Genomic DNA, 26,520 nt, shown 5'->3' with positions numbered 1-26,520 from the left:
GATTAGGGCCGTCCCGCAGCCGGCTTGGCCGGCGACCGGCGCTTCTTTGCAGGCGGCGCCTTAGGTTCGGCTTCGGCCTCCTGCTGCAGGCGCAGTGCTTTCAGCTTCTCCGTCTTCTTGTCACGAGCCGATGCCTCAGCGGCGATGATGGCGCGCGCCGTATGATCGGTCGCTTCCGCCTTGTCGCGAGACGAGAGCTTGGCGGGATTGAAGAATTCTCCCTTGGTGGCGGTCATGTGCCCCTTTCTCAGGTGATGGCGGCGCTAGAGTCGTGGCTCCGCGGCTGGAACCGCGGCTCCATGTTTGGCGCCACGATTCCACGGCAGGCGCCGTGATTCCACGGCTAGGTTTAGCGGGCGCGAAGAACCTTCTTCGGTGCCGGCAGCAGACCTTCGCGCTGCAGCTTCTTGCGGGCAAGCTTGCGCTGGCGGCGAATGGCTTCGGCCTTTTCGCGGGCGCGCTTCTCGGACGGCTTCTCAAAGGCGCTGCGCGCCTTCATTTCCCGGAACAGACCTTCCCGCTGCATCTTCTTCTTGAGCACGCGGAGCGCCTGATCGACGTTGTTATCCCTGACGAGAACCTGCAAAACGATATCCTTCCTGTCGGCGGCAAGGCCGCGCTGTCATAGTAAAAACGGCGGGACTACTTCCCGATCTTGATGCTCGAAAACTTCAGCCATGGCTCGGCGCCATCGGACTTGGCCGCCGCCTCGGGAGAAACCCTGGATGGCGTTTCCCCCGTATCGATATCGGCCTCAGTGATGCGGCGCTCGAAATTCTCCGCATCGAACTGGACCCGATATTGCACATGCCCGTGGTCGTTGGGCAGTATGCTGGAAATCCGGCACCGCTTGTCGGCTTTCGCCGTGCGGGTGAGGCCGGATTTCAGCACGATCATGTCGCCGACTTTATAGTTTGGTCTGCCCATTTCAGCGTCCCTTCGACTCTTCGGCTGCGCAATCGATCAATCAAAGGCCGGGCGATCAAATCAGCAAAGCCAGGCGATCAAAGCAAAAAGGCCGGGCTCGGACCCGACCTCTTCCAGTCACTCAGCCCGCTGCCAATCTTTGGTCAGTTCGCTGCCAGTACATCCGTGGTCAGCTCGCTGCCAGCATTTGGTCAGCCCGCCGCCATGTTCATGGTCAGCGCAGGCGAATGACAAATCATGCGGCCTGAAGATTATCAGCCGAGTTCTTGCCGGACTTCTTGTCGCGGACGAGATCGTAGCGGATCTTCTGGCCTTCAACGAGTTCGCGCATGCCGGCGCGTTCAACCGCTGAAATGTGAACGAAAACGTCGGTAGAACCATCATCGGGCTGGATGAAGCCAAAGCCCTTGGTGCCATTGAACCACTTGACGACGCCTGAATTCATAACGATCTCCTTTTCAACCGTTTGTGTTCGCCTGCGGAGAGATATCCGACAAGCCGTATCGATGTTGAGAGGATATCTGACGGAGCGCTTCAGCGCGTGGACAAAGGTCGCAAGCAATTCGATACGCACCATGTAGGATATTTATCGAATTAAGCAATGGTATTTCGAAAAATAAAATCCCCTGGCGGCGCAAAATGAAAACTCTTGCTCAAGCGAAAGCTGGTGCTTTTGGGCGGAAGCAACGACTTCCTCGGGGAAAAGGATCGATCCGGGGCGGCCGGATTGTGGGCCGCCCTGGTGATCATTACTGCCAGACGACGATCGGCGCCTTTGTCGGCACGCGGTCGTAGAGATCGATGATATCCTGGTTCATCAGCCGCACGCAGCCCGATGAGACGGCCTTGCCGATCGAGCGCCAGTCGGGATTGCCGTGCAGGCGGTAGAGCGTGTCCTCGCCATTCGAGAAGATATAGAGCGCGCGGGCGCCGAGCGGGTTCTTCAGGCCCGGCTCCATGCCGCCGTTGTCGATCGAATATTTGACGAGTTCCGGCTGGCGGGCGACCATCTCGTTCGGCGGCTTCCAGCGCGGCCATTTCTGCCGCCACTGGATAACGCCCGAGCCCTGCCAGGCAAAACCCTCGCGACCGATGCCGACCCCGTAACGCATCGCCATGCCATCGCTCTGGACGAGATAGAGGAAACGCGATGGCGTATCGACGACGATGGTGCCCGGCGGCTGGCCGGTGGGATCGACGACGCGCTGGCGATAATAGCGCGGATCGATCTGTTCGTAGGGAACGGCGGGAATGAGAAAGCCGCCGTCCTCGATGGGGCCATACATGACGGCAAGCTCGGCTCCGCTCGGCACGCTCGACGCCCCCGGGGACTGGAACAGGCGCATGGGCGAACGGTAAATGATCGTTGTATCGCCTGATGTCACCGTGTTGGCGCTGGAGGCGCAGCCGGTGAGTGCGGAGGCTGCGGTCAATGCCGAAAAGGAAAGAAAGCTACGGCGGGAAAGATGTCTATCGAAGCTCATGACGCGGGACTGATTTCCTTTGATGCGGGAATCCTGGGATAACGACATCAGTGAATCTATCGGCTTGCGCCAAATAAACCATAGCTTCACGCAGACGTGTCCGGCCTGGGGCAGACGATATGGGGCGCGCTGTTGCAGCGCTACATCACAACGATCTCAGCCTTGGCCGGAACGCGGTCGTAGAGATCGATGACGTCCTGGTTCAGCATGCGCACGCAGCCAGATGAAGTGGCCTTGCCGATCGACTGCCAGTCGGGCGTGCCATGGATGCGGTAGAGCGTGTCCTGCCCGCCCTTGAAGATATACATGGCGCGGGCGCCGAGCGGGTTCATCAGTCCCGGATTCATGCCGCCATTCTCCGCGCCGAAGGGGCGAACCTCAGGCTGGCGCGAGACCATTTCGACTGACGGCGTCCAGCGCGGCCATTTCTGCTTCCACTGGATGGTGCCGCGGCCCGACCAGGCGTAACCGTCGCGGCCGAGGCCGACGCCGTAGCGCATCGCCTTGCCGTTGCCCTCGACGAAATAAAGAAAGCGCGTCTTGGTATCGACGATCACGGTGCCGGGCCGCTCTGTCGTCTGGTAATCGACCTCCTGGCGCAGGAACTGCGGCTGCACGCGGCTGATCGGGATCGCCGGCAGGGTGAAATCCTCGTCGCGAAGCTGGCCATACATCGCCATGTGCACGGGATTGGTGACCGGCAGGCCGTAGGTCTGATGGAACTGGGTCTTGTAGAGTTCGCGCGTCTGCGGCACCGGCTGATCGGGAATGGGCCGCACCCGGCGCGGATCGACGCCGGGCGGCTGATAAAACACCGGCGAGGTTTCCTGGACGAAGCGGGCGGGCGAATCGGCGGCGACATCGGGAATGAGAATGTTGCAGCCGCTCAGCGACGCAACGGCAATCACAAGCCCGGCAATCGGGAAGACCCGGCGCAGAAAATTCATGGAACCACCCTTATCAACGATCGGCAGACAACGACATCTGCCGGGACGATGGCATCTGCGGCTGGCGCGAGGCTGGTGTTGGGGTGGGAAAAGCAAGATCAGCAAACGATGAACCCGCCACCGTGGGCGGCGGCGGGATCGCAATCAATCATCCGTCACACTTCATCGCTGCTGCCGGTATCGGCAAAACTCAGGCCGCCACCCCGTGGAAGAAGCGGATGCTCTGTTCGATCTCGGCCGGCAGCGCCGAGGTGTGGTTGCCGGCGACGGTATCGGTTTCGATATGGATGCCGGCGGCGCGGGCGCGGCGGGCAAGCAGATCGGCGCGGTCATTGAAATGGGCCTCTTCGGTGCCGTGGACGACACGGACCGGGCATTTGAAGCTGTGGGCGTAACACAGCGCCGACCGCACCTCGAACTCATGCGCATTGCTGTCGTCGAAGCGGATATCCTGGGGATAGCGGCTGAAGAAGCGGAAAGCATTGGGATTGCCCGAAATCGGCGCCGCGGCACGGAACTTATCGGTGCTCATCGCCGCCAGCATGGTCAGCGTGCCGCCGATGCTGTGGCCGGCGATGAACAGGCGTTCGGGATCGACACCCGGCAGATGCGCCAGGCGCTCGGCGGCGGCGAGCACATCGTCGACCTCGTCATAGAAACCGGAGAAATTGCCCATCTGGCCGTTTTCGCCGCGCAGCGATGGCATCATCACGACATAACCGGCATCCATATAGGGCTTCATCAACTGCCAGTGGCCGATGCCCATGGCATTGCCGCCGTGCAGGAAGAGCACGGCCGGTTTGGCGGCGCGCTCGCGCTTGTATTTCGAAACCCAGGCCGCCAGTTCCAACTCGCCGTAGCCGGAGCGGTAGAAGATCTTGTCTGCATCGGCAGGCGCATTCAGCGGTTCGTATTTGTCGGGCGCCGGGCCCTTCTGCAACAGCTTGGTGCGAAAATGGTGGCGGACTTTGGCATAGTCGCCTTTGGCGAGGCGCGGCTCGTCCGGGACATCGAAGGCGGCCGCCATCCGCGGCAGGACGAATGCACCGGCAAGACCCGCCAGCACGGCACGGCGTTGGAGGAAAAAGGAATTTTGTTCACGCGAGCTCATAACGCAGCACCCAAATCATCTCCCCGGCATGCAAAATCTGCACCGGAAGATCGTTGCCGCCAATACACATGGTGTTGAAAATATTGCCCTGCGTCATTGTTGCGCAGGTTGCCACGCAAACCTTATCGCAACAATCTTATATCGGGAATCGCGTTGGATAAGCGAAAAGGGGGAATTGACGCTGAATCCGCACATGGAACTCCAGGCGATCATTTCGGACAGTCCGCTTCTCTCGACGGTGCTCGATCACTGGGACCGTATCGGGTTGCCTGATGCGCGATTGGTGGCCGGGGCGATCGCCCAGACAGTATGGAACCACGCCTTTGGCTTTGCCCACGATCACGGCATCAATGACATCGATATTGTTTATTTCGATGGCAATGATCTGTCCGAAAGCGCCGAAGCAGATCACTCTGCCCGTATTCGGGGGCTATTATCCAATCTGCCTGTCTGGATAGACATGAAGAACCAGGCCAGAGTTCATATTTGGTACAAGGAAAAGTTCGGGCATTCGATAACGCCGTATACATCCACAGATGAGGCGATCACGACCTTTCCGACCACGGCCGCTGCCGTCGGCATTCGCCCCGTGGACAAGGGGCTGGATCTGTTTGCACCCTACGGCCTGAAGGACCTCCTGGCCCCGGTGGTGCGAGCCAACAAGAAGCAGATTACCCGGGAAATCTACGAGAAGAAGATCGCGCGGTGGGGCACGCTGTGGCCGGATCTTGAAATCATCGCCTGGGACCTGTAGGCGGATCGCTTGACGGCTTCTGCCCCAGTCTGCGTCATTCATTATCCATCCGGTCACGCCGGTTTGGCGTCGATCATGGCGATCAGCGTGCGCAACCGGTCTGCCTCGTAGGAGGGTTTGTCGGGGCGCAGGCGGGCGATGCGGGGAAAACGCATGGCGACACCGGATTTGTGCCGGGTCGAGCGGTTGATGCCCTCGAAAGCCACTTCGACGACGAAGCCGAAATCCCTGTCGGCGCGCACGGCCCGCACCGGGCCGAAACGCTCGGTGGTATTGTTGCGCACGAATTTGTCGAGCACCTCGAGTTCGGCATCGGTAAAGCCGAAATAGGCCTTGCCCACCGGCACCAGCTGTTCGCCGTCCTCGTCGTCGGCCCAGACGCCGAAGGTGAAATCGGAATAATAACTGGAGCGCTTGCCATGGCCGCGCTGGGCATACATCAGCACCGCATCGACATTGTAAGGATTGCGCTTCCACTTGAACCAGGGACCCTTCATGCGGCCGGCCTGGTAGATGCTGTCGCGGCGCTTGATCATCACGCCTTCGATGACGGGATCGGGCGGGGCGGCGCGTAGGGCGTCGAGTTCCTCCCATGAGGAGAACGGCACGAGCGGCGAGAGGTCGAAACGGTCATGGGGGGCGCGATCGATGATCTCGGTCAGCCGGTCGCGGCGATCGATATAGGAGCGGCCGCGGACATCCTCCTCGCCGTCGAAGAGCAGGTCATAGGTGCGGATGAAGGCGGGGTAATCGCCAAGCATCTTCGCCGTCACCGTCTTACGGTTCAGGCGCTGTTGCAGGTCGGAGAAGGTTCGGGTCGGGCTGTTGGAGCGGGCGGTGCCGCCGACCAGCAGCTCGCCGTCGACGACGCCGGAAAAATTGATCGCGTCGAGAATATCGGGAAAGGCGCCTGAAATGTCGTCGCCGGAACGGGAATAAATCTTGCGCCTGTCGCCCGAGCGGGAGAGCTGGACGCGGATGCCGTCCCATTTCCACTCAGCGGCGTAGCCGGCCGGATCGAGGCCGGCCAGATCGCCCTCCTCCACCGCATTGGCGAGCATGACGGAATGGAAGATCGCCGGTGTGGCCAGCACCGGCTTTTCGCCGCCGCCTGCCAGCCATGTGAACAAGGTCTCGTAAGGTGGCTGCAGGCCATGCCAGAGGGTTTCGATCTCGGTCACGTCCTTGCCGCCGAGATCGGCGAGCGCCTGCTTGGCAAGGCGGGCGGAAACGCCGATGCGCATGGCGCCGGTCGCCAGCTTGATGAAGGCGAAACGGCCGGACGAATCCAGCCGGTCGAGCAGGTCGCGGACGAAGCTCCGCACTTCGGTGCGGCCGAGCGCGTTCATGCCGGTGACGACTTCGCCGAGGCGCGGCTGAGCGAGTGCCGAACGGTCGATATCCCTCTCATTGTCCCAGACGAGCGAGATGGTTTCGGCAAGATCGCCGACATAGTCATAGGAATAGCGGAACAGCACCTCGTCGATGCGCTCCAGCACCAGCTCGCGCAGCATGGCGGGCTTGACGTTGCGCACCTCCAGCGTGCCGGCGATGGCGGCAAGGCCATAGCCGCGGTCGGGGTCCGGCGTGTCGCGGAAATAATCGGTGAGCAGCTTCAGCTTGCCGTTGCGGCTGGGGGTGAGCACCAGACGGTCGAGGAGGTCGGCGAAGGCTTTCATGGACGCCTCCCGGCTCTTGAGGAAAACCCCTCCCCAATGGCGCATGGAAAAGCCCCCTCCCCAAGCCCTCCCCACAAGGGGGAGGAACTAACCTGCGGCAACGCCTCGTCCCAAGGCAACGTCGCTGCATGCAAGGCCGTCAGAGGTAAAATGCGACGGGCGAGGCCCGGCATCCCCTCCCCCTTGTGGGGAGGGTTTGGGGACGGATTTTCAGCAACGAACTCCATCCTCAATCCCCCTCGTCCTCATACCCCACCAGATGCAGCGGTTTCGCCTTGATGCCCTGCAATTGGCACCAGCGCACCAGGGCCTCCTCGCGGCCATGCGTCACCCAGACCTCGGCCGGGTGCAGTTCCCGGATCGTTTCCGTCAGTTCCGGCCAGTCGCAATGATCGGAGATGACGAGCGGCAGTTCGACGCCGAGCTGTTTGGCGCGCTGGCGCACCATCATCCAGCCGGAGGCGAAGGCCGGCAACGGTTCGTTGAAACGGCGAGCCCAGCGGTCGGCGAAGGCCGATGACGGACCGATGACGACGGCGCCCCTGAAGGCTGATTTGTCGCGGCTTTCGATGGTGGCCGGCAGCAGCTCGCCGAGATCGATGCCCTCTCCGATATAATAGTCGCAGAGCCTTTCCATGGCGCCATGGATATAGATCGGTTCGGCATAACCGGCATCGCGCAGCAGCCGGATGACACGCTGGGCCTTGCCCAGCGCATAGGCGCCGACGAGATGGGTGCGCTCGGGAAATTGCCGCAGCGACGCCAGCAGCTTGCCGATCTCGTCCATCGGATCGGGATGATGGAAGACCGGCAGGCCGAAGGTCGCCTCAGTGATGAAGACATCGCAGGGAACCGGCACATAGGCCTCGCAGGTCGGGTCGGGGCGGCGCTTGTAATCGCCGGAGACGACGATGCGGGTGCCGTTCTTCTCGATGGCGATCTGGGCCGAGCCGAGCACATGGCCAGCCGGATGAAAGCTCACCTTGACGCCGTTGACCAGCAGCGCCTCGCCGAAGGCGGCGGCCTGCTCGCTGGCGCAAAAACCCTCGCCGTAACGCAGACGCATGATGTCGAGCGTCTGGCGGGTGGCAAGCACATTCACATGGCCCGGCCGGGCGTGATCGGAATGACCGTGGGTGACGAGCGCCTGCTCGACTGGCCGCACCGGATCGACATAGAAGCCGCCTTCGGGGCAATAGAGCCCTTCGGGGGCGGGATAGAGCAGCGCATCAGGTCTCATGAAGCGAGAGATAGCGGGAAATGGGCGCGAGGCCAGAGGGGCTGGAAAAGCTCACGATCGAATGCGCCGCTCACGCCGGTGATCCTATCCCATCGAGGAAGGTGACCAGCGCGGCGTTGAACTCGGCGGGCCGCTGCAGCGGCGCGAAATGGCTGACGCCCGGGAGATAGATCATCGCAGCGTCCCGAATGCTGCGGGCCAGATATTCGGCATGGTCGGGCTTGATGAATTCATCATGTTCGCCGAGCACGATGGCGACCGGCACGCGGATCCGGCCGAGGTCGGCCGCGTCATAATTCGGCTCCGTCCGCATCATCAGGCTGACCGCCTCGACAAAAGGATGGAAATCGTCCGGCGTGGCGGACAAGGCGGCATAATCGCTGGCGTGCCGGCTGAAGCATCGGTCGATGACCGGGGTCGGATGAAATTCCAGCGTGCCGCTCGGATCCATGTTGCAGGCGAAGAAAAAGACGCCCTCAACCCGCGACGGCGCCGTCATGGCCAGGATCAGAGCGATGCAAGCGCCGTCGCTCCAGCCGACGATCGCCGCCTTATCGATATGGAGTTCGTCCATGACGGCAAGCACGTCGGCAGCCATCAACTCATAGGCATAGGGCCTGATATCGCGGCTGCTTCTTCCGTGGCCGCGGCTGTCGATCAGCACGACGCGGCGGCGGCTCAGCAACAGTGCCGGGATCTGATAGCCCCAGTTGCCGCTATGGCCGAGGCCGCCATGCAACAGAATGACGGGAGGGCCGGCGCCGTAGCTCGCATACCAGATGCGGGCGCCGTCGTGCTCGACATGGCCTTCGACTGCTGCCGGCGGCAACGGGGCGGCGCCATGCGCTTCAAAATGGATGAGCTCGTCGTCTTGTGGTTCCATAGCGATCAGGCTCCCGTCCGGCAAATAGGCGATGGCATAGAAAAGCCGGAAAAGGGCCCAAGAACAACCGGAATCGCTTTCTAGCCCTTGTGCGTTCGATGCAACCGGAGGGGGATAAATCTTGGGCAGGAAGCTTCTCTATTGCGCGGCGGCAATCGCCGCTGCAGCCGCCGGCATCTACCTCAACAATACCAACCTGCTCGCAGAGCATCGGCCGGGAAAACCGGTGCTGCTCGCCCATCGCGGCATCGCCCAGCGGTTCGACGAAACCGATCTGAAGAACGATACCTGCACGGCCGCCCGCATGCTGCCGCCGAAACACGATTATCTCGAAAATACCATCCGCTCGATGCAGGCAGGCTTTGCAGCCGGCGCCGATATGGTCGAGATCGACGTGCATCCGACGACGGATGGGCAATTCGCCGTCTTTCACGATTGGACGCTCGACTGCCGCACCGACGGGCACGGCGTCACGCGCGAGCATTCGATGGCCGACATGAAGAAGCTCGACCTCGGCTATGGCTATACGGCCGATGGCGGCAAGAGCTTTCCCTTTCGCGGCCAGGGCATCGGCATGATGCCGACGCTTGCCGAGGTGCTGACGACCTTTCCGGATCGGCGCTTCCTCATCAACGTCAAGAGCCGCGACCCTTCCGAGGGCGAAAAGCTCGCCGCCGTGCTCAACGGGCTTCCCGCCGCGCGACGGGCTGATATCACAGTCTATGGCGGCGACGAGCCGATCGACGTCCTGCGCCGGCTTTCGCCCGATATCAGGACCGCCTCGCGCAAGAGCCTGAAGGGCTGCCTGTTCGGCTATATCGGCTATGGCTGGAGCGGCGTGCTGCCGGACGTCTGCAAACATCGGATGATGCTGGTGCCGATCAATATCGCGCCGTGGCTCTGGGGCTGGCCGGACCGTTTTCTCAACCGGATGCAGGATGCCGGAACCGAGGTCTTCGTGCTCGGCCCCTATCGCGGCAGCGATTTTTCCAGCGGCATCGACGACCCCACGCAACTGGCACGGCTGCCACAGGACTATGCGGCGGGCATATGGACGAACGAGATCGAGGCGATCGGCAAGCTTGCAAAGTGAGGCTCGCTGAGAAATAGGGGCGAGACGTGTGCGAAGTGTCGGAACTCACGCCGCTCTTGCTTGAACTGCAGCGGCTTCAATACGGTCGCGACCGTGCTTTTTCGCCGCGTAAAGCGCCCGGTCTGCGGCCGCGACCAATTCTGCCGGCGTCGTAAATCGATCCAAGATGTTCGCCACACCGATACTGACCGTCACGATCATTTTGCTGCTCTCACTGTGCGGGATTGCGCGCCGATGCAATGCCGAGCGCAGCATCTTGGCAAGCCGCACCGCGCCGTCCCTGTCCGTGCCGGGCAGCAGGATGGCGAACTCCTCCCCGCCAAATCGCGCCGCGAGGTCGCAGGGGCGCTTGGCAATCGACCTGAGGACCTCGCCGATCATCCTCAGGCAATTGTCTCCTTCGAGATGACCATAGGTATCGTTGTAGGCCTTGAAGTGATCGACATCGATCAGCAGCAGGCTGAGAGCGGATTCGGCCCGGCGGGCGCGGGCAAACTCTTCCGAGATCGCCTCGTTGAACACTCTGCGATTGGCAATACCGGTCAATGCGTCGGTGTCGGCCAGCCCTTTCATCTTCATGGCGAGCTGCGTCAGCCGTTCCTCGGAGTGCTTCATCGAGGTGATGTCGGAAACCACCACCAGGGCGGAGCCGTCGGCCGCCAAACGGGTGCGCTGCCTGAGCCAGCGTCCATCGAACATCGGTATGTCACTATCATGGGTCAGGAAAAGCTGGGCTGCTTCCGTCTCTATCCAATCCTCGCCGGCATCCGGGCCGACGTCGATCCGCTCACCGTTGCGCATAACGGCCTGCAGAATGTCGGTTATAGCAGCGCCGGGCCGTCTGGCATCGGCTGAACGGGGAAAGGCGGCGCGATACTGATCGTTGCAAAACACCAGCCGGCCCGCGGAATTGAACATGGCAAGCCCATCGGACATTTCCGTCATCGCTTGGGACAACACGTTCTTGCTGTCGAGCGCTTCCTGAATGAGACGCTTTTTCTCGGTGATATCGCGGGTCACGCCGGAAAGTCCGATCAGATCGCCGTGGCGGTTCCGCAACGGGACCTTCGACGTCATGAACCAGCGTTCCCGGCCATTCTCTTGGACGAGCGGTTCCTCGAAGTCGACGATGGGTTCGCCGGTCGCCATGATCTCCTGTTCGTGATCGAAGAACGCTTGCGCCATTTCGCTGGGATAGAGATCGAAATCCGTCAGGCCGACCATCTCCGAAGACTTGGTGCGGTCGTGGTTTCGCGCGACGTTGAGGTTGGTGACGACGAAGCGGCTATTCCGGTCTTTGACATAGTGGAAATCCGGCGCCTGGGTCAGCGCGGCCTTCAAGATATCCCGCTCGAGGGTAAAGGCATGGAAATAGGTAATGACGGATGCCGCGGCCAAGGTCGCGGCGAATTTCACGCCTATGACGGCAAGGCTGACAGTCGTGATATGCGACCAGCCGCCTCGATGGAAAATGCTCATCGCCAATGTGACCGCGGCCACCGTTACGGCACAAGCCAGAGCCTTTTTGACATCCGCCGAGCCCCTGCCAAACAGGAAGTGGACCGCCAGTCCAAACACGGATACCAGCATGATCGAGATCAGTGCCGGCTCGACACCGGCGCCACCCATGGAGATCCTCTGCACGGATGTGAGGGCGGCTGTCGTCAGAACCGCCAGCGGACCGCCGTATACTGCCGAGACCGCCAGCAAGGTCGAACGGAGATCGAGATAATAGCCGCTGTCGACCTCGACGGACAGCAGCATCGACAAGACTGCCCCAAGGCCCATCATCAAGCCGAAACCAAGTTCTGCCTGGACCTTCGACAGGCGGTAGAACTTGTAATGCAGGTGCATCCACACCGAAATGACGAGCGCAACCGCAGCCACATTTCCGATCAAGACTTGCCAGGGCACGACATATTCCTCTAATATTTACAGTTACTTAGTACAATTTCATCGATCAAAACGAATTGGCGGAAGACATCGTCGATTGGCGGTCGGTATGCGGTCCCCTCAAAGAGTGCCAGCAGCGCTCCCACTGCGAGCTTGCGCTGGACGAGCAATCTGAAGATAAAATCCGGCAAATTCTTTAAGTATCCATTAACCCGGTCATTCACCCATACAGGCTCTTCGAGCCAATCAGGCAGAGGAGAAATGTGTCAATAAAATCAATCTGATATAAGCATTCGTTTCGAACGTATCGGTTCGATACAAGATTTGCCGCGGTGGATTTTCCATGCCGACATTGGCGATTTTTCACCGCTTTTGTGCCCGGAAGCCAGAAAGCGCCTTTACGATTTGTTAAGGGCTCGTTGTCTCGTAAGCGTACTTTTCCCGGCAGTTAAGGCCTTGTCTTTTTCTTCCGCTGCCACATGTTGCAGCGTCCTCCAACCGTGTAGAATCCACATCCGATCCGAGCGGATTCGCCCGGCACATTACAGCGTCCCTTGCACGTCTTTCGGACGCGCAAAGGACGCTGTAACACTTTGAATTGCTGCATCATTCTCTGTATCGATTGCGATTTGAGGAATGAGGCGGCCGTCGCCAAGCGCCCGGATGCGGCGGCTGATGGAGAAGACATGAAGCTCGAGGCCGAATTCAATCGAATCGAGGAAGTCGCCGCAGGCTTCAACACGCATTACGAAGTGTTCAAATATATGAAGGGTCTCACGCAAGACCTTGGAATGAATGCGTTCCTGTTCATGACGCTGCCGACCGTCGACATCCTCGAAATCGGCGCGACGAAGATCATCACCAATTGGCCGGCGGAGATGGTGGATTTCTATGACGCCCATAACCTGATGATCGACAGCCCGGTCATCCGCCGGATGCTGAGATCGACCAGCCCGTTCAACTATGACGTCGAAGCGATCAATACCAATCGCGGCGAAGGCAAGAAGTCCACGGTCATCGAGCTGTTCAACCGATACGGCATGGAAAAAGGCGCCTATTTTCCTGTCCACGATGCCGCGGGCGGACGCGGCGCCATGTCGATTTCGGGGTCGCGGAATTTCAGCATGATCGAGATGGCGAAGCTGCTGTTCATCGCCACGCTGATCTATGACCGGCTCTCGCAACTGACATTGAACGAGAAACACAAGCCCATCGAGTTTACGGCGAGCGAGCTGGACTGCCTGAGGCTGACCGCCGGCGGCAGGAAGGGCAATGAAATTGCCAAACTTCTCGATCTCTCAGAAAATGCCGTGAACAATCACATCGGCAGCGCGATCAAGAAACTGGGATGCACCACGCGAACGCAGGCCGTCGTCAGCGCTCTGCGGCTCAATGTCATTCGCGTTTAGAAATCAAGGCGGCTGATTAGAGGCTGCGCGCCTTCAGCAATGCCGGGATCTCCTCCGGAGAGACGGGCTTGGAGAAGCGGTAGCCTTGCGCCTCCTCGCAATGCGCGTGGCGCAGGAAATCCATCTGGGCATCGGTTTCAACGCCTTCGGCCAGCACCGAAAGCTTCAGCGTCTGCGCCAGTGAAATGACGGCCGAGGCGATGGCGACGGCGGTCTTGTCGCCCGGCAGGGCCTCGACCAGCGAACGGTCCATCTTCAACCGGTCGAAGGGGAAGGTCTTCAGTGCCGCAAGGCTGGAATAGCCGGAGCCGAAATCGTCGATCGACAGGCGCACACCCAGCGCCCGCAGCGATTCCATCATGGCAAGCGCGCGCTCGGCATCCTGCATCACCACGCTTTCGGTGACCTCAAGCTCCAGCCAGCGCGACTGCAGCCGGTGGCGATCGAGCGCCTCGGCGACATGGGTGGCGAAATCCGGATCGGCGAACTGCTTGGCCGAGACGTTGACGGCGATCGTCAGCGGCGTCAGGCCCATATCCTGCCACTGGCGCGCCTGGCGGCAGGCCTCGTTCAGCACCCAGAGGCCAAGGGGGACGATCAGGCCGGTCTCTTCGGCGAGCGGAATGAAATTGACCGGCGGCACCCTGCCCTTGGCCGGATGGTTCCAACGCACCAGCGCCTCGAGCCCGGTGATGCGGCCGGTGGCGACATCGACCTGCGGCTGGTATTGCAGGAAGAGCTGGTCGCCGGTGATTGCCTGGTGCAGCTCCTCCTGTTCGCCAAGCGGCATTCCGACGGGCGTGCTGCCGCCCTCATGATGCTGCAATGTGTTGCGGCCGAGCTCCTTGGCGCGGTACATGGCGCGGTCGGCATTGGCGAGAAGCTCTTGCGAGGTGGCGCCATCGAACGGGAAGGCAGCAACGCCGATGCTGGCGGTGACGGTGAGCTCGCCATCCTCACCGCGGATCGGCCGGTTGATCGCCTTCTGCAGCTCGCGAAGGCGGCGCGTGATGCCGGCATCATGGCTCGACTGGTGGACGAGCACCACGAGGAATTCATCGCCGCCGAGACGCACGACCATATCGGAGGCCCGCACGCTGTTGGCCATGCGGGCGGCAACCTCCTTCAGCACCTCGTCGCCGGCGGCATGGCCGCGGCCGTCATTGATATCCTTGAAATTGTCGAGATCGATATAGGCGACGGTCACCTTGCGGTTGTTGCGCCGGGCCTGGTCGAGGATATTGGCCAGCCGTTCTTTCAGGAAGGCGCGGTTCGGCAGGCCGGTGAGATCGTCATGATGGGCCATGAAATGGATGCGGTCATCGACGCGCTTGCGCTCGATGGCGATGCCGGCGATGTGGGTGGCGAGCGCCACCAGCGTCATCTCATGCTCGGTGGGACGGCGGACTTCCCTGGAATAGAGCGCAAAGGTGCCGAGCACGTTGTTCTGCGAGGTGGCGATCGGCGTCGACCAGCAGGAGCGGAAGCCGAACGGCGCAATCAGCGCGCGAAAATCCTCCCACAGCGGATCGACCATCACGTCCTCGACGATGACGGTCTGACCGCGCCATGCGGCGGTGCCGCAGGAGCCGACCTTGGGACCGATGGTGACGCCGTCGATCAGGCGGCTATAACCGCCGGGCAGATTGGGAGCGGCGCCGTGATAGAGCCTGGTGCCCTCGCTGTCGAGCAGCAGCACCGATCCGTCGATCCCCGTCAGCTGCGATTCGATCATCAGCACCAGCGCCTCGAGGATCATCGGCAACGGCTCGTTGCGGGCGATCATTTCGAGCAGTTTCGCCTGGCCGCGATGGAGATCCTCCTGAAGCTTGCGCTCGGTGATATCGCGGGACACGCCGATCAGACCGACGACTTCGCCGCGATCGTTGCGCAGCGGTATCTTCGAGGTCAGCCGGCATATCGGTCTTTTGCCGCCGGGAAGGATGTAGGATTCCTCCATGTCGATGCGGGCTTCGCCCGTCGCCATGATCTGCTGCTCGATATCGAAATGGTGGCGCGCCGTTTCGAAATCGAACAGGTCGAAATCGCGCTTGCCGGTGATCTGCGCCGCGCTCTGCACGCCGAGGCTGCTGGCGGTGACGGCATTGGCGAAGACAAAGCGGCTGTCACGATCCTTGACGTAGAGGAAATCCGGAAGCTCGTGGACGATTTCCTTGAGGCGCAGGTTCTCGATGCCCTCGGAAAGGTGATGGGCGGTCGATGCCATCATCGCCTCCGTCGCGGCGACGATGCGCCGCGTTTCGGCTGTCAGGGCATCGGTCGATTCCCATCGCCTGGCACTCGGTTCGTGCATAACGCCATTCTCCCCCGCGGCCGAAGGCCGTATCCCGCCCTTGTCATCATAGAATTTCCCTTCAAAGTAGTCCTCATTCCCTTCGGCTTGCTTAAATGAAAGGGTGAACAAGACGACAATATAAGCGGCAATATCCTGCCGTCGGCGGCGGCTACACCTGCAATTTCGGCCACCTCTGCCAAGCTTGTACCAAAAGAATACATGCCCACCTGGCACGTTTCCTGCTACGGGCGCGTTATGACAGGAGTGCGCCGAATGCCTTCACGCCGCGATATGCTTCTCTTTCTCGCTGCCTCGGCGGTGGCGGGAGGGGCATCGCGCGCCCTTGCCTCGCCGCTGACGGCCGCCGCCCAGCCCGATCTGCGCGGTGCGATCGACGCGGTGGAATATCGCGCCGTTCCCGAAAGCGGCGACCGCAAGACCCGCAACCTTGAGCAGATGATCGAACGGGCGGCGCGCGAGAACGTGCCGGTCTTCCTGCCGCCCGGCACCTACCGGATCTCCAATCTCACCCTGCCCGACAATACCCGCATCACTGGCGTGCCCGGCGCCTCGCGGATCGTCTACACCGGCGAAGGCCACCTGTTTTCGGCCGAAAACGTGCGCCGCATCGAGCTTTCCAATCTCGTCATCGACGGCGGCAATCGCTGGCTTGGCGATTACGCCGGCGCGCTGCTGCAATTTACCGGCGTCGACGAGGTGCTGATCGACAATTGCGAGATCGGCGGCAGCCGCAAACACGGCCTGCAACTGGAGCGCTGCGGCGGACGGATCGAGCGCAGCCGCATTTCGGGTGCGGCCCAATCCGGGCTTTACGCGGTCGAATCGGCAAATCTATCGGTCACCGGCAACACGGTCTCGGATTGCGGCAATGGCGGCATCCTGGTGCATCGCTGGAAGAAGGCGGAGGACGGCACCGTCGTTTCCGGCAACCGCATCTCCAACATCCGCGCCAATGACGGCGGTACCGGCGAAAACGGTAACGGCATCAATATCTTCCGTGCCGACGGCGTGATGGTAACGAATAACCATATCTCCGACTGTGCCTTCACGGCGATCCGCGCCAATTCTGCCTCGGACATCCAGATCAACAGCAACCAGTGCCGGCGCTCCGGCGAGACGGCGATCTATGTCGAATTCGCCTTCGAGGGCGCCGTGGTTTCCGCCAATATGATCGACGGTGCGGCAAACGGCATCTCGATCGCCAATTTCGACGAGGGCGGCCGGCTGGCGAGCGTCACCGGCAACGTCGTGCGCAACCTCACGCTGAAAGGCCCCTACACCCACGAGGTCGGTTTCGGCATCGGCATCGCGGCGGAGGCCGATACGCTGATTTCCGGCAATGTGATCGAGGGCGCGCCGCGCTGGGGTCTGCAGATCGGCTGGGGTCCGTATCTGCGCAACGTCGTTGTGACAGGCAATGTGGTGCGCAAGGCGCCCGTGGGATGCGCCGTCTCGGTGGCCGACGGCGCCGGCACGGCCGTCATCACCGACAACATCTTCCAGGAGACCACAGAAGGCGCAGTTTTAGGCTTCCAGTGGGAGAAGAAAGTCTCCGCCGAGATGGCTGGCGGCGGCTCGCCTTATGCGCAACTGACCGTCGAGCACAACCGGGTCTCGTGACCGTTTAGACAATTCCCGGCAAAAGCGCTTCGCGCTTTACCTGGCAAAACCGCTATACACGTTTGCTGGAATTGGTGAGGCCATCAAAAGCTTTCATCATCCCATCAGCCACAGGGACTTTTCCCACGCCGATCCGGCATTTACGCTCCCGCGGACAATATCGAGGGGATACGTTCATGCTGATAATCTACGGAGTCTATCGATCGCGCGCTTCCCGCGTCTATTGGATGGCGGAGGAGCTTGGGCTCGAATTCCGCTCGGTGCCGGTGCTGCAGGCAAGGCGGCTTGCAGATCCGCTGGCGGAGGATGCGCCGCTCAACACGTGTTCGCCTGAATTCATCGCCGTCAATCCGATGGGGCAGATCCCCAGCATTCGGGACGGCGATCTCGTCATGCACGAGTCGCTGGCGATCAATCTCTACCTCGGCCGCAAAAACGGCGGGCCGCTTTCCGGTCAAACCGTCGAAGAAGACGGATTGTTGACGATGTGGACGGTCTGGGCGGCGGCAGAGGTCGAGCCGCATACGGTGCGGATCGTGCTCACCTATGATAATGGGCTTGAAAACAGCGAAGGCGGCAAAGAGACGATCGCCGTCGCCTGCCGCTCGCTGCGCAGGCCGCTAAAAGTTCTCGAAGGCCATCTTGCCGGCCGGCCATGGATCGTCGGCGACCGCTTCACCGTCGCCGACCTCAACCTCGCCGAAGTGCTGCGCTACGCCCAGAGCGAGGAGGCGCTGTTCCAGGCACATCCGAATATCAAAGCCTGGGTCGAGCGCTGCCAATCCCGCCCGGCCTACAAGGCGATGCAGGCGACCCGCGGCAAAGAGCCGATCGAGGTGTGAGGACTACCGGAAGAGAGCCAGTGTGCCGGCCATTTCCTCGCGGATCCAGGCCTTGAAATCCTTGACCTTCTTCGGCTCGCGTGTGCCTTCGGCGGTGACGAAATAGTGGCCGAAGCCGGTCGGCGCGCGAATGCCGAAGGGGGCGGCGAGCCGGCCTTCGGCAAGCGCAAAGGCGGCAAGGGTCTGCCAGGCGAGCATGACGCCCTGGCCGGCGATCGCCGCATCGAGGCAGAGCGAGGCATCGTTGAAGACGTGGCGGGTCGAAAGCGTCGCGCCCGATAGCCCGGCCTCGCGCATCCAGACCTCCCAGGTGAACATGGCATGGCCATCGATGATGGCGGGCAGTTCGAGGATATCGGCGGGCTCTTTCAATTTCGCCGCCATCTCGGGCGAACAGACGGGAAAGACCTCCTGCTCCAGGAGCAGTTCGGCCTTCACGTCAGGCCATTTGCCGTTGCCGACGCGGATGCCGATATCGACGTCGCAGAGCGCCGGGCTGACGAGGTTGGTGGTCGCATCCAGCCGCAGCTTGATGTCTGGGTGGCGCTCGGCGAAGCGATCGAGCCGGCAGACCAGCCAGCGGGCGGCGAAAACCGGCGCCACCGATATGGTCAGGATGGTGTCGTCCTTGCGGTTTGCGATCGACACCGCCGCCGAAAGCCGGGCGAAACCCTCGTCCAGCGCCAGGAGAACCGGCCGGCCGGCTTCGGTGACAATCATTCCCCGGGCGGTGCGCTCGAAGATCACCTGGCCGAGCTGGGCTTCGGCCTTGATGACCTGCTGGCTGACGGCGCCGACCGAGACGCCGAGTTCCTCGGCGGCGGCCTTGAGCGAGCCAAGACGGCCGACGGTTTCCAGCGCCCGCAGTCCGTTGAGATGGACGGTATTCAGGTTCTTCATATAGTTTTTCTATAACGGCTCCGCTTTAATCTCAATTGAAATTCTGCCTGGAGAGGCCGACATTGCAAGCATAGGCAATCCATTCGAACGCAGTGTGTGAGGCGGATAAGATAGTTCAGCAGACGGAAGCCACTTTGCGATCATCCTTCTACGCCACCGAAGAAAGCGAGGCCTGCCATGTCATTGCTGAAGTTTTTCTTGAGACCTGCCCTTGCCGTCGGAAGGGCAGACATTGTCCCGGCCTGGAAGGACGATCCGTTGCGGCATCCCGAGGTCGAACGCATGTCGATGCGCGAAATCGCCGATCTGCCGCTCGGGATACAGGCGGGCTTTCCCAAAGAGGCCAAGCCGCCGCTGGCGAAATGCGCGTGAAACCGTGGTAGGTTCGCCCCGGCAGAAAGGGCGGAACCATGGCCGGTGATGTCGATGCGATCTTCGAACGGCTGAAGCGGCTGGCGGCGGAAGCCGGGCTGCCTGATGTCGAGGAGAGCACCTCCTATGGCAATCCGGCGCTGAAGGTCGGCGGCAAGAGTTTTGTGGCGGTGCCGAGACGATCGTCATCTCGATTTCGCTCGACGACAAGGACCACCTGCTGGAGATGGCGCCCGACGTCTATTTTCAAACCGATCATTATGTCGGCTGGCCATATCTGCCGGTGCGCGCCGCCATGATCGGCGACGAGGAATTGCGGTTGCGGCTGATCGGCGCCTGGCTGTTCCGGGCGCCGAAGAAGCTTGCCGCCCGCTATCAGGCCCGATCGTAGGCCAGCGCCCGCTGGACGGCAGGGCGCTGCAGCATGCGGGCGTGATGGTCGCTCGCCTTTTCGAAGCGGGTGGGATCGACGCCGTCGGACGGCAGCCAGTCGGTCATGACGAAAAGATAGGGATCGGCGATCGAATAGGTCTCGCCCATCACCCATGGGCCTTTAAACATCGTCTGCTCGATCAGTGTGAAGCAATCGGCCATGTTTTGCGGCACTTTCGCTTTCATCGCTTCGATGGCGGCCGGCTCGTCGGCCCAGCGGGAGCCGCGCGGGCGATGGGCATGGTTCACATGCACGGTCGAGCAAATATAGCTGTTGAAGGACTGGAGCCTGGCCAATTCGAAGACATCGCCAAGCGGCGCCAGCTTGGCGGCCGGGGCGCTCTGGGCGATATAAGCCAGGATCGCCGGCGTTTCCGTCAGCACGCCGCGATCGGTGACAAGTGCCGGCACACGGCCCTTCGGGTTGATCTTCAAATAGTCCGGCGAACGCTGCTCGCCATCGCGGAGGCTGATCTTCTTTACGTCGAAGGCCAGGCCGGATTCTTCCAGGGCAATAAGGCTTGCGAGCGCACAGGTTCCCGGCGCGTAATACAGTGTCAGCATGTTCGACTCCCTTTCGGCGAGGGTTATAGCGTAGCGGTGGGTGCGCCGGAACTGGGGGATTGGGTTTTGATCCTCCATCGGGACAAGGGTGGGTGCGAGTGTGAGGGCATGATCGGTGTGCCGTGCCGCGCCCCTCATCCGGCTGCCGCCCCCTTCTCCCCGCAGGCGGGGCGAAGGGGATAGCCGCAACCTCTCGGTGCCTCGCTCACCTCTCGCAGGGCACGTCCCCTCGCCCCGTTTTTACGGGGGTCCGAAGGACGGGGCGAGACGAGTGGCTCGACCCCGGTAAGGTTAGGGTGAGGGGCCTATCTTGCACTTCAACTCCTTGTCAGCTAACGCAGCCAGGCCCACCCTCACCCGCAGCCCGGCACATCCTCCAGCCGGTGCCAGACGGGGATGCCGCGCTCCCTGGCGATGCGCACGTCGTTATCAGCCCCCTTGGAATCGCCGCGCAGGCGCAGCACGCCCTCGCAGAGCTGCAGCAGCCGGCCGGCGACCGGGTGGAAGATTTCTTCGTAGAGCGCGTCGCCGACCGAGCGGCCGCCGGCAGCGTGCCAGATCGGCAGGGCCACCCATTCGCCGATCATCGGCACGTGGCCGGCTGCAAACAGTGCGTGCGAGGGTTCTTCCAGCCGCTTCAGGTTGGCGGCCATCTTCTCCGGGTCGTCGCCCGTTCCGGACCGGTAAGGCCCGGCAATCAAAATCAACATGATCCACTCCATTCGCCCCGCCTGTGCGGGAGCACTCCCGGCCTCATGCACGGGATGTCGTGAAAATGCACGATATTTCTTGAATGTCGAGTCACTTCGTGCAATATCGGGTGATTATGTTTAACTTCGTGCAGAGAGCCCATGCTGACGACGCAACGCAAGACCCTCATTCTCGATATCCTGCGCCGTGACGGACAGGTGATCGCCAAGCGTGTCGCCGAGGATTTCGCGCTTTCGGAGGACACGATCCGCCGCGATCTCCGGGAAATGGCGGCGGAGGGGCTGTTGAAACGGGTGCACGGCGGGGCGATGCCGCTGGCGCCCGACCTGCCTGATTTCACCGCCCGGCGCAGCGTCTCGTCGCAGATCAAGGCGCGGCTGGGGGCCGCGGCGGCAGCGATGGTCAGGCCGGGACAGATGATCTTCCTCGACGGCGGCACGACGACGGCGGAGATCGCCAGGCACTTGCCGCGCGACATGCCGCTGACGGTGGCGACCCACAGCCCGACCATCGCCGCCGAACTGGAGCACCACGCCACAGCCGAGGTGATCCTCACCGGCGGACGGCTCTACAAACATTCGATGGTGGCGACCGGCGCGGCGGCGATGGCGGCAATCTCGCAGCTGCGCCCCGATCTGTTCTTCCTCGGCGTCACCGCCGCCCATCCCCTGCACGGGCTTTCCACCGGCGATTTCGAGGAAGCGGCGATCAAGCGGCATATCGCCCACTGCGCGGCCGAAACCCATGTGCTGCTGACCGAGGAGAAGTTCGACCTCGTCTCGCCCTGCCCGGTGCTCGGCATTTCCGAGGTGGCAGGGCTGATCGTGCCGATGGAGATGACGGCAGAGCGGCTGAAACCCTATCGCGATCTCAACGGCGCGATCGCCGCAGCATGATGGCCCTGCGCGAGGGTTGTTGCCGCGCCGTGGCGTGCGGCAGCAGGCTGGCGGCAAGAGCCGCGATGAAGGCCGCCAGCACGGCATAGGCCGGCGTCATGCTGCCGGTTCCAAGGGTGAGCACCATCTGCAGATATGGCTGCGCCAGCGCGATGACGACGGCAAGCGCCGGCATGTCGAGCAGTGTCCCGGCGATCCGCGACAGCTCCGACATGAAGGCTGCGCCAGCAAGCGCGCCGTAGACCGCCGTCAGGCGGATTGTGCGGCGCAACGGCACCGAGGCGGCAAGCGGCAGCGTGTCACCATCCTCGAGCACAAGCGTGAGATAGGCGACGAAAGCCGCCAGGAACAGGAAGGCGACGGGCAGTGCGGCGAGGGTGGCGGGTTGCGTCAGAGCCGCCGCATCCGCGGCCAGGAAGAGAAGGATCGGCGTGGAGGCGACGAACCAGACGGTGACAACAGGCCCCCAGGACCAGAGGAGCGAGAGCCTGTGAAGACGCAGCAGCGTGGCGACGAAGAGAATGCCGATCGCGGTCCAGATGCAGGCGGGTTTGAGCAAGCCCGATATCAGCCGGAGGGTCGGCTGGCAGGCGCCGGCCATTTCTCCGCAGCCGGACAGCTGGATGGTGAGCCAGGTGATATAATCGAGGCTCAGCGCGGCGAATAGGAAGATGCCGATCCCCATCAGCATCCACCAGAGATAGCGGCCTGCAAACATGCCCTGCCCTCATGGCTTCCAGGACTGTGCTCACGCCGCCGCGAAGGGGTGCATCCGCGATCGCGGGACGTACCCTTTTATATTAGGTAATTCTTATTTTTCTAATAACTTATATATGCAGAGCCACGCTCATCCGGCGAAGGCGGAGGTGACCCTGACATCGCCGACATGGATGCCGTTCCAATTGCGCATCGGCAATTCGGCATGGGCCATCAGGCCCGCATGCACCTCGCCCTCCGTCTCGAAGAAACGGGCAAGCGTCGCCGCCACCATGGCTTCGGCAGCACGGGTCGTGCCGTCCTCGCATTTGAGCGCGATGGCGATGCCCTTTTCCGGGATCGCCGCACAGAAGACACCCTCGGCGCCGGTTTTGACGAAGATGCGGCCGGGGGCGATCTGCATCAATTCCGTGCAGGCGCGGCCGGAACCGGCGACATAGAAGGGCTCGGCCATGCAGGCTTCGATCAGCCGGCGGGACGCCTTGGCGCGTAGAGGTTCCAGGCCGGTGCCGGTCGCCATTTTGGCAAAACCGTGGGCGAGACTGCGAAGCGGCACGGCATAGGTCGGAATGGAGCAGCCATCGGTGCCGCAGCTTTCCGCTCCGAGCACGGCGCCGGTCAGGCTTTCCATCGCCGCGCGGATTTCGACCTGTAGCGGGTGCTGGTAGCCGACATAGCCCTTCGGATCGATATCCTGATGGCAGCAGGCGCAGATGAAGCCCGCATGTTTTCCCGAGCAATTGTTGTGCAGCGCGGTCGGCGCATCGAGCGTGCGGGCCTGATGGATCAGGACCTTCTGACTCATCGACCAATGGGCGCCGCATTCCAGCGCCTCGGCATCGCGACCGGCCCGCGACAGCATCGAAGCGGCCAGCGCCACATGCGCGTCCTCGCCATTATGCGAGGCGCAGGCCAGCGCCAATTCCTTGTCGCCGAAGCCATAGGCATCGGCAGCACCACTCTCGACCAGCGGCAGCGCCTGCATCGCCTTGCAGGACGAGCGCGGGAAGATGGCGGCCTCGATATCGCCCAGCGAAAGGACAAGCTTGCCGTCTCCATCAACGACCGCCACCGCGCCGCGATGGCGGCTTTCAACGAGCAGGCCGCGGGTGACTTCGACGGTGACGGGATTGGACATAGGCTCTCATCCGGATGCTGGCTGGGTTGCGCAGTCCATAACGCGTCACGCGGCGAAAGCCAACGGGGTTGACGTTTTGCCAGGTTTAGGTGGCTAGGCGGATGCCTGCTGATAGTGCCGGCTCTATATGTGGCTGGACGTCACCGCGGCAGCGGAAGTGCGCCCTCCCGCCGGCCGCGCTCCCCAACCTCCATTATCCCTTGAGTTTAGACGCCTCGAGACGATATGCCTTGCAATCCAGTTTTCACAATCCGAGGAATTGTTTTTGCAATCGGGCATATCTATCACCGAGTCCACATTGCTGGCACTTTTCACGATTGTCTCTCTGAGCTTGGCGTGTTGGCTGGCGCGCCGGCCCGCAAAGACGAGCGTTGGAATCACCCTTGGAGTCCTTCTAGGGCTGGCATTGATAATCATCACATCAACTCTGGTCGGATTTTTGGGAAATGTTCTTCCATTCGGGCAAATCGACTTCTGGCTCTCCAATCTGCTCGCGAAATTCTAAAATAGGCGTTCAGCCCTGTTGCGGGCTTGGACGGCGATCACATCCCCCAAACATTCATCACATGAATTGACCGAAGCGATCTAAAACTATCGTTTCTCTGATAGGTCCGATGCAGCTAAGAGTGGTGCATCAGGAACCGCGCCATGCCCTCTACTTTTTCCTTGATCCTTCGTGACAACAGGATCCGCATCCCGACGGTGACGCTCGTCGCGCTCGCCTTCACCTATGCCTCGACCGTGCCCTACCAGTCGATCATCGGGATCAATGAACTGGGCTTGAGCAACGGCGCCTATTCGGCGCTGGTGTTCTTCTCGGCGATCGTCAACGTCACGACGAGCCTGACGCTCGGCATCTGGTCGGACAGGCTGAAAGAGCGGCGGCCGCTGGTGCTGGGGCTTTCCGTCGCCGGCATGCTCGGCTTCGGGTCGATCGCGATCATCCACAGTCCCGCAGTCTTCATCTTCTCCACGCTGTTGCTGGTGCCGATGAGCAACTCCACCTATTCGCTGCTGTTTGCCAGCCTGCGCGCCAGGACCAACCAGATGGAGCGCGGCCAGGGTGCGGCGATCACCGCGACGGTGCGGGCACTCTATTCCGGCTCATGGGCGCTGGCGCCGGGGATGATCGGCCTTGCTCTCGTCAGTTCGCCGTCGATGACGCCGGCCTATGGGATCGCGGCGCTGGCAAGCTGCACCTGCTTCTGCCTGTATTTCTTCTTCGCGCCCGGAAATGGCGCCGCCGGCCCTGCCCCCGATCATGTCGGCTTCCTTGCGTCGCTGAAGCGGATCTTTGAGCCTTATGTGCTGTCGCGGGTCATCGTCATGTCGATGCTGTTCGGGCTGCAGCGGCTGAACGGCATGCTCTCGCCGCTGATCATCACCCATGCGGCCGGCGGCACCGTGGTCGATGTCGGCTTCATGGCCGGGCTGACGGCCTTTCTCGAAATGCCGTTCATGGTGATGTGGGGTTTGGCGCAGCGCCGCTTCCGGACCGTGCACGTGCTCGCCTTCGGCGCGCTGATCTACTGCGTCTATCTCTCGCTGCTCGGCTTTGCGTCCGCGCGCTGGCACATCTATGCGCTGCTGCTGGTCAATGCCTGCGGGGTGGCAGCGATCCTCAGCGTGCCGATCACCTATCTGCAGGACCTGATCGCCGATCGGCCGGGGCTCGGAAGCTCGCTGATCTCGCTGAACACCTTCATCGGGGTTGGCATCAGCGCCGGCCTCTTCGCCTTCGGCACCGCGATCACCGATTATTCCGGCACCGCTTTCGTCGGTGCGGTCGCGGGTCTGGCGTCGATCGGCGCCCTGCTCTATCTCGAAAGCAGCAAGCGTCAGGCGCGGCAGCCGGCATGAAGTGCGACGTTCCGAACAATCCGCCTCAACGCGGCGTGATGCGATAGGCGCAGCGGCGGGCGCCGAGGAGGATGTGTTCGCTGCGCTCGACATCGGCGCCAAGGACGGTGCGGAAGGTTTCGAGTTCGGAGCGGCAGAAGCCGGCGCAGGCGGTGGCGGCGGCGCAGATCGGGCAATGGTTTTCGACCAGTATGTAGGCGCCGTCCGCCTCCTGCCAATGATCGGCCATATAGCCTTCGCGGGTGCGGATGCCGGCAAGCCCCTCGACGCGGGCAGCAAGGTCGCCGGCAGTCTCCAGCTCTTTCCGATAGCGCTGCAGCGTCTCGGCCTCGCGGGCGGAGATGACGGTATCGAGGGCTGCGGGTCCGAGCTGTTCGACCAGCGTGCCGAGCAGGTTTGCCGTCAATTCGGCGTGGCCATCGGGAAACTGGCGGTTGCCGGCGGCTGTGAGCTGCCAGAGCTGGCGCGGCCGGCCCCTGCCGGTGGCGGCTGTTGTGACCGGTTCCACCAGCCCCTCCTCCGCCATCTTCGAAAGCTGCTGGCGGGCGGCCTCGCCTGAGATGCCGAGCGCATCGCCGATCGCGGCGGCGAGCTGCGGGCCGTCGGTTTTGATCAGGATCAGAATGCGGTTGGCAGGGGACTGGCGCATATTTTTCCAAGTCAAGTCTTGTTTAATTCGAGACAGCATGCAATTTTCCAATTTATAACTTGGAAAATAATCCTTCGCCAGT

The 26,520-nt window shown here is 62.0% G+C and carries 26 protein-coding genes and 1 pseudogene; 9 read left to right on the top strand and 18 right to left on the bottom strand.

Annotated elements, in window-relative coordinates:
- Positions 1-2 precede the first annotated feature (2 nt).
- From NE851_RS16105 to NE851_RS16075, 7 genes are all read right to left on the bottom strand, one after another.
- On the bottom strand, positions 3-236 hold the full coding sequence (locus tag NE851_RS16105; RefSeq protein WP_029868110.1) for a hypothetical protein: 234 nt from the start codon (positions 234-236) through the stop codon (positions 3-5).
- Positions 237-349: 113 nt separating this feature from the next.
- Positions 350-586 carry a 30S ribosomal protein S21 gene (gene rpsU / locus NE851_RS16100; RefSeq protein WP_003569533.1) on the bottom strand — a complete coding sequence of 79 codons (237 nt, stop codon included), beginning with the start codon at positions 584-586 and terminating at the stop codon, positions 350-352.
- 56 nt (positions 587-642) lie between these two features.
- Complete coding sequence (locus NE851_RS16095; protein WP_029868111.1) at positions 643-927, bottom strand: hypothetical protein; 285 nt, start codon at positions 925-927, stop codon at positions 643-645.
- Between the two features lie 235 nt (positions 928-1,162).
- Positions 1,163-1,372 carry a cold-shock protein gene (locus tag NE851_RS16090; protein ID WP_003546468.1) on the bottom strand — a complete coding sequence of 70 codons (210 nt, stop codon included), beginning with the start codon at positions 1,370-1,372 and terminating at the stop codon, positions 1,163-1,165.
- Positions 1,373-1,676: 304 nt separating this feature from the next.
- Positions 1,677-2,411, bottom strand: coding sequence for a L,D-transpeptidase family protein (locus tag NE851_RS16085; RefSeq protein WP_029868114.1), 735 nt, complete (start codon positions 2,409-2,411; stop codon positions 1,677-1,679).
- Positions 2,412-2,551: 140 nt separating this feature from the next.
- The gene (locus NE851_RS16080) at positions 2,552-3,358 is read right to left on the bottom strand and encodes a L,D-transpeptidase (protein WP_029868115.1); all 807 of its coding nucleotides are present in this window, start codon (positions 3,356-3,358) and stop codon (positions 2,552-2,554) included.
- 190 nt (positions 3,359-3,548) lie between these two features.
- On the bottom strand, positions 3,549-4,469 hold the full coding sequence (locus NE851_RS16075) for an alpha/beta hydrolase family protein (RefSeq protein ID WP_029868116.1): 921 nt from the start codon (positions 4,467-4,469) through the stop codon (positions 3,549-3,551).
- Between the two features lie 175 nt (positions 4,470-4,644).
- Here NE851_RS16075 and NE851_RS16070 point away from each other — a divergent pair, with 175 nt between their 5' ends.
- Positions 4,645-5,223, top strand: a complete 579-nt coding sequence (locus NE851_RS16070) for a nucleotidyltransferase family protein (protein ID WP_254961485.1) — start codon at positions 4,645-4,647, stop codon at positions 5,221-5,223.
- A 53-nt stretch (positions 5,224-5,276) separates the two neighbouring features.
- Here the strand turns inward: NE851_RS16070 and NE851_RS16065 are convergent, their stop codons facing one another.
- The 3 genes from NE851_RS16065 to NE851_RS16055 all read right to left on the bottom strand — a co-directional run bounded on the left by NE851_RS16065 (position 5,277) and on the right by NE851_RS16055 (position 9,025).
- Entirely contained in the window at positions 5,277-6,902 is a 1,626-nt protein-coding gene (locus NE851_RS16065) for a cisplatin damage response ATP-dependent DNA ligase (protein ID WP_168333952.1), read from the bottom strand.
- Positions 6,903-7,131: 229 nt separating this feature from the next.
- A complete protein-coding gene (locus NE851_RS16060) occupies positions 7,132-8,142 on the bottom strand; it encodes a ligase-associated DNA damage response exonuclease (RefSeq protein WP_048338326.1) in 1,011 nt (336 codons plus the stop codon).
- A gap of 70 nt (positions 8,143-8,212) precedes the next feature.
- Complete coding sequence (locus NE851_RS16055; protein WP_097542738.1) at positions 8,213-9,025, bottom strand: alpha/beta fold hydrolase; 813 nt, start codon at positions 9,023-9,025, stop codon at positions 8,213-8,215.
- 121 nt (positions 9,026-9,146) lie between these two features.
- On the opposite strand from NE851_RS16055, the gene NE851_RS16050 reads away from it, so the two are divergent.
- A complete protein-coding gene (locus tag NE851_RS16050) occupies positions 9,147-10,118 on the top strand; it encodes a glycerophosphodiester phosphodiesterase family protein (RefSeq protein ID WP_183905771.1) in 972 nt (323 codons plus the stop codon).
- Between the two features lie 45 nt (positions 10,119-10,163).
- Here the strand turns inward: NE851_RS16050 and NE851_RS16045 are convergent, their stop codons facing one another.
- On the bottom strand, positions 10,164-12,032 hold the full coding sequence (locus tag NE851_RS16045) for a diguanylate cyclase (RefSeq protein WP_097542740.1): 1,869 nt from the start codon (positions 12,030-12,032) through the stop codon (positions 10,164-10,166).
- Positions 12,033-12,697: 665 nt separating this feature from the next.
- Here NE851_RS16045 and NE851_RS16040 point away from each other — a divergent pair.
- Positions 12,698-13,420: a helix-turn-helix transcriptional regulator gene (locus NE851_RS16040; RefSeq protein ID WP_047614496.1), complete on the top strand. Its 723-nt coding sequence runs from the start codon at positions 12,698-12,700 to the stop codon at positions 13,418-13,420.
- A gap of 16 nt (positions 13,421-13,436) precedes the next feature.
- On the opposite strand, the gene NE851_RS16035 is transcribed toward NE851_RS16040, so the two are convergent.
- Complete coding sequence (locus tag NE851_RS16035; RefSeq protein WP_047614196.1) at positions 13,437-15,734, bottom strand: sensor domain-containing protein; 2,298 nt, start codon at positions 15,732-15,734, stop codon at positions 13,437-13,439.
- Positions 15,735-15,989: 255 nt separating this feature from the next.
- Here NE851_RS16035 and NE851_RS16030 point away from each other — a divergent pair, with 255 nt between their 5' ends.
- A complete protein-coding gene (locus tag NE851_RS16030; RefSeq protein WP_097542743.1) occupies positions 15,990-17,357 on the top strand; it encodes a TIGR03808 family TAT-translocated repetitive protein in 1,368 nt (455 codons plus the stop codon).
- A gap of 176 nt (positions 17,358-17,533) precedes the next feature.
- On the top strand, positions 17,534-18,199 hold the full coding sequence (locus NE851_RS16025) for a glutathione S-transferase family protein (protein WP_168334137.1): 666 nt from the start codon (positions 17,534-17,536) through the stop codon (positions 18,197-18,199).
- Between the two features lie 3 nt (positions 18,200-18,202).
- Here the strand turns inward: NE851_RS16025 and NE851_RS16020 are convergent, their stop codons facing one another.
- Positions 18,203-19,099: a LysR substrate-binding domain-containing protein gene (locus tag NE851_RS16020; protein ID WP_168334136.1), complete on the bottom strand. Its 897-nt coding sequence runs from the start codon at positions 19,097-19,099 to the stop codon at positions 18,203-18,205.
- Between the two features lie 177 nt (positions 19,100-19,276).
- On the opposite strand from NE851_RS16020, the gene NE851_RS16015 reads away from it, so the two are divergent.
- A complete protein-coding gene (locus NE851_RS16015) occupies positions 19,277-19,471 on the top strand; it encodes a hypothetical protein (RefSeq protein WP_047614189.1) in 195 nt (64 codons plus the stop codon).
- Between the two features lie 38 nt (positions 19,472-19,509).
- Positions 19,510-19,862 (top strand): annotated as a pseudogene (locus NE851_RS16010) (MmcQ/YjbR family DNA-binding protein).
- On the opposite strand, the gene NE851_RS16005 reads toward NE851_RS16010, so the two are convergent.
- Positions 19,847-20,467 carry a glutathione S-transferase family protein gene (locus NE851_RS16005; protein ID WP_168334135.1) on the bottom strand — a complete coding sequence of 207 codons (621 nt, stop codon included), beginning with the start codon at positions 20,465-20,467 and terminating at the stop codon, positions 19,847-19,849. The pseudogene NE851_RS16010 and the gene NE851_RS16005 sit on opposite strands and share 16 nt — an antisense overlap.
- Before the next feature lie 353 nt (positions 20,468-20,820).
- On the bottom strand, positions 20,821-21,177 hold the full coding sequence (locus tag NE851_RS16000) for a DUF4406 domain-containing protein (protein ID WP_254961469.1): 357 nt from the start codon (positions 21,175-21,177) through the stop codon (positions 20,821-20,823).
- A gap of 141 nt (positions 21,178-21,318) precedes the next feature.
- On the opposite strand from NE851_RS16000, the gene NE851_RS15995 reads away from it, so the two are divergent.
- A complete protein-coding gene (locus NE851_RS15995) occupies positions 21,319-22,074 on the top strand; it encodes a DeoR/GlpR family DNA-binding transcription regulator (RefSeq protein WP_168334134.1) in 756 nt (251 codons plus the stop codon).
- Here NE851_RS15995 and NE851_RS15990 read toward each other — a convergent pair.
- Both NE851_RS15990 and NE851_RS15985 read right to left on the bottom strand, forming a co-directional pair.
- The gene (locus NE851_RS15990; RefSeq protein WP_183909287.1) at positions 22,049-22,792 is read right to left on the bottom strand and encodes a hypothetical protein; all 744 of its coding nucleotides are present in this window, start codon (positions 22,790-22,792) and stop codon (positions 22,049-22,051) included. The two genes, NE851_RS15995 and NE851_RS15990, sit on opposite strands and share 26 nt — an antisense overlap.
- A 129-nt stretch (positions 22,793-22,921) precedes the next feature.
- Positions 22,922-23,929, bottom strand: coding sequence for an asparaginase (locus NE851_RS15985; protein ID WP_168334133.1), 1,008 nt, complete (start codon positions 23,927-23,929; stop codon positions 22,922-22,924).
- A gap of 648 nt (positions 23,930-24,577) precedes the next feature.
- On the opposite strand from NE851_RS15985, the gene NE851_RS15980 reads away from it, so the two are divergent.
- The gene (locus tag NE851_RS15980) at positions 24,578-25,789 is read left to right on the top strand and encodes an MFS transporter (RefSeq protein WP_047614182.1); all 1,212 of its coding nucleotides are present in this window, start codon (positions 24,578-24,580) and stop codon (positions 25,787-25,789) included.
- Positions 25,790-25,814: 25 nt separating this feature from the next.
- On the opposite strand, the gene NE851_RS15975 is transcribed toward NE851_RS15980, so the two are convergent.
- Positions 25,815-26,438, bottom strand: a complete 624-nt coding sequence (locus NE851_RS15975; RefSeq protein WP_168334132.1) for a helix-turn-helix transcriptional regulator — start codon at positions 26,436-26,438, stop codon at positions 25,815-25,817.
- Positions 26,439-26,520 lie beyond the last annotated feature (82 nt).

Origin of the sequence: Rhizobium anhuiense bv. trifolii (genome assembly GCF_024346605.1) — a bacterium.
Lineage (GTDB): Bacteria > Pseudomonadota > Alphaproteobacteria > Rhizobiales > Rhizobiaceae > Rhizobium > Rhizobium anhuiense.
This window is presented reverse-complemented; position numbering and strand designations above follow the sequence as displayed.

What these genes read in the sequence shown, in the direction of transcription:
- NE851_RS16015 (WP_047614189.1), top strand. Translation starts at nt 19,277, where the DNA reads ATGTCATTGCTGAAGTTTTTCTTGAGACCTGCCCTTGCCGTCGGAAGG.
- NE851_RS15980 (WP_047614182.1), top strand. Translation starts at nt 24,578, where the DNA reads ATGCCCTCTACTTTTTCCTTGATCCTTCGTGACAACAGGATCCGCATC.
- NE851_RS16065 (WP_168333952.1), bottom strand. Translation starts at nt 6,902, where the DNA reads ATGAAAGCCTTCGCCGACCTCCTCGACCGTCTGGTGCTCACCCCCAGC.
- NE851_RS16005 (WP_168334135.1), bottom strand. Translation starts at nt 20,467, where the DNA reads ATGCTGACACTGTATTACGCGCCGGGAACCTGTGCGCTCGCAAGCCTT.
- NE851_RS16060 (WP_048338326.1), bottom strand. Translation starts at nt 8,142, where the DNA reads ATGAGACCTGATGCGCTGCTCTATCCCGCCCCCGAAGGGCTCTATTGC.
- NE851_RS16090 (WP_003546468.1), bottom strand. Translation starts at nt 1,372, where the DNA reads ATGAATTCAGGCGTCGTCAAGTGGTTCAATGGCACCAAGGGCTTTGGC.
- NE851_RS16055 (WP_097542738.1), bottom strand. Translation starts at nt 9,025, where the DNA reads ATGGAACCACAAGACGACGAGCTCATCCATTTTGAAGCGCATGGCGCC.
- NE851_RS15975 (WP_168334132.1), bottom strand. Translation starts at nt 26,438, where the DNA reads ATGCGCCAGTCCCCTGCCAACCGCATTCTGATCCTGATCAAAACCGAC.
- NE851_RS16095 (WP_029868111.1), bottom strand. Translation starts at nt 927, where the DNA reads ATGGGCAGACCAAACTATAAAGTCGGCGACATGATCGTGCTGAAATCC.
- NE851_RS15985 (WP_168334133.1), bottom strand. Translation starts at nt 23,929, where the DNA reads ATGTCCAATCCCGTCACCGTCGAAGTCACCCGCGGCCTGCTCGTTGAA.
- NE851_RS16040 (WP_047614496.1), top strand. Translation starts at nt 12,698, where the DNA reads ATGAAGCTCGAGGCCGAATTCAATCGAATCGAGGAAGTCGCCGCAGGC.
- NE851_RS16000 (WP_254961469.1), bottom strand. Translation starts at nt 21,177, where the DNA reads ATGTTGATTTTGATTGCCGGGCCTTACCGGTCCGGAACGGGCGACGAC.
- NE851_RS16025 (WP_168334137.1), top strand. Translation starts at nt 17,534, where the DNA reads ATGCTGATAATCTACGGAGTCTATCGATCGCGCGCTTCCCGCGTCTAT.
- NE851_RS16075 (WP_029868116.1), bottom strand. Translation starts at nt 4,469, where the DNA reads ATGAGCTCGCGTGAACAAAATTCCTTTTTCCTCCAACGCCGTGCCGTG.
- NE851_RS16020 (WP_168334136.1), bottom strand. Translation starts at nt 19,099, where the DNA reads ATGAAGAACCTGAATACCGTCCATCTCAACGGACTGCGGGCGCTGGAA.
- NE851_RS16105 (WP_029868110.1), bottom strand. Translation starts at nt 236, where the DNA reads ATGACCGCCACCAAGGGAGAATTCTTCAATCCCGCCAAGCTCTCGTCT.
- NE851_RS15990 (WP_183909287.1), bottom strand. Translation starts at nt 22,792, where the DNA reads ATGTTTGCAGGCCGCTATCTCTGGTGGATGCTGATGGGGATCGGCATC.
- NE851_RS15995 (WP_168334134.1), top strand. Translation starts at nt 21,319, where the DNA reads ATGCTGACGACGCAACGCAAGACCCTCATTCTCGATATCCTGCGCCGT.
- NE851_RS16030 (WP_097542743.1), top strand. Translation starts at nt 15,990, where the DNA reads ATGCCTTCACGCCGCGATATGCTTCTCTTTCTCGCTGCCTCGGCGGTG.
- NE851_RS16085 (WP_029868114.1), bottom strand. Translation starts at nt 2,411, where the DNA reads ATGAGCTTCGATAGACATCTTTCCCGCCGTAGCTTTCTTTCCTTTTCG.
- NE851_RS16080 (WP_029868115.1), bottom strand. Translation starts at nt 3,358, where the DNA reads ATGAATTTTCTGCGCCGGGTCTTCCCGATTGCCGGGCTTGTGATTGCC.
- NE851_RS16035 (WP_047614196.1), bottom strand. Translation starts at nt 15,734, where the DNA reads ATGCACGAACCGAGTGCCAGGCGATGGGAATCGACCGATGCCCTGACA.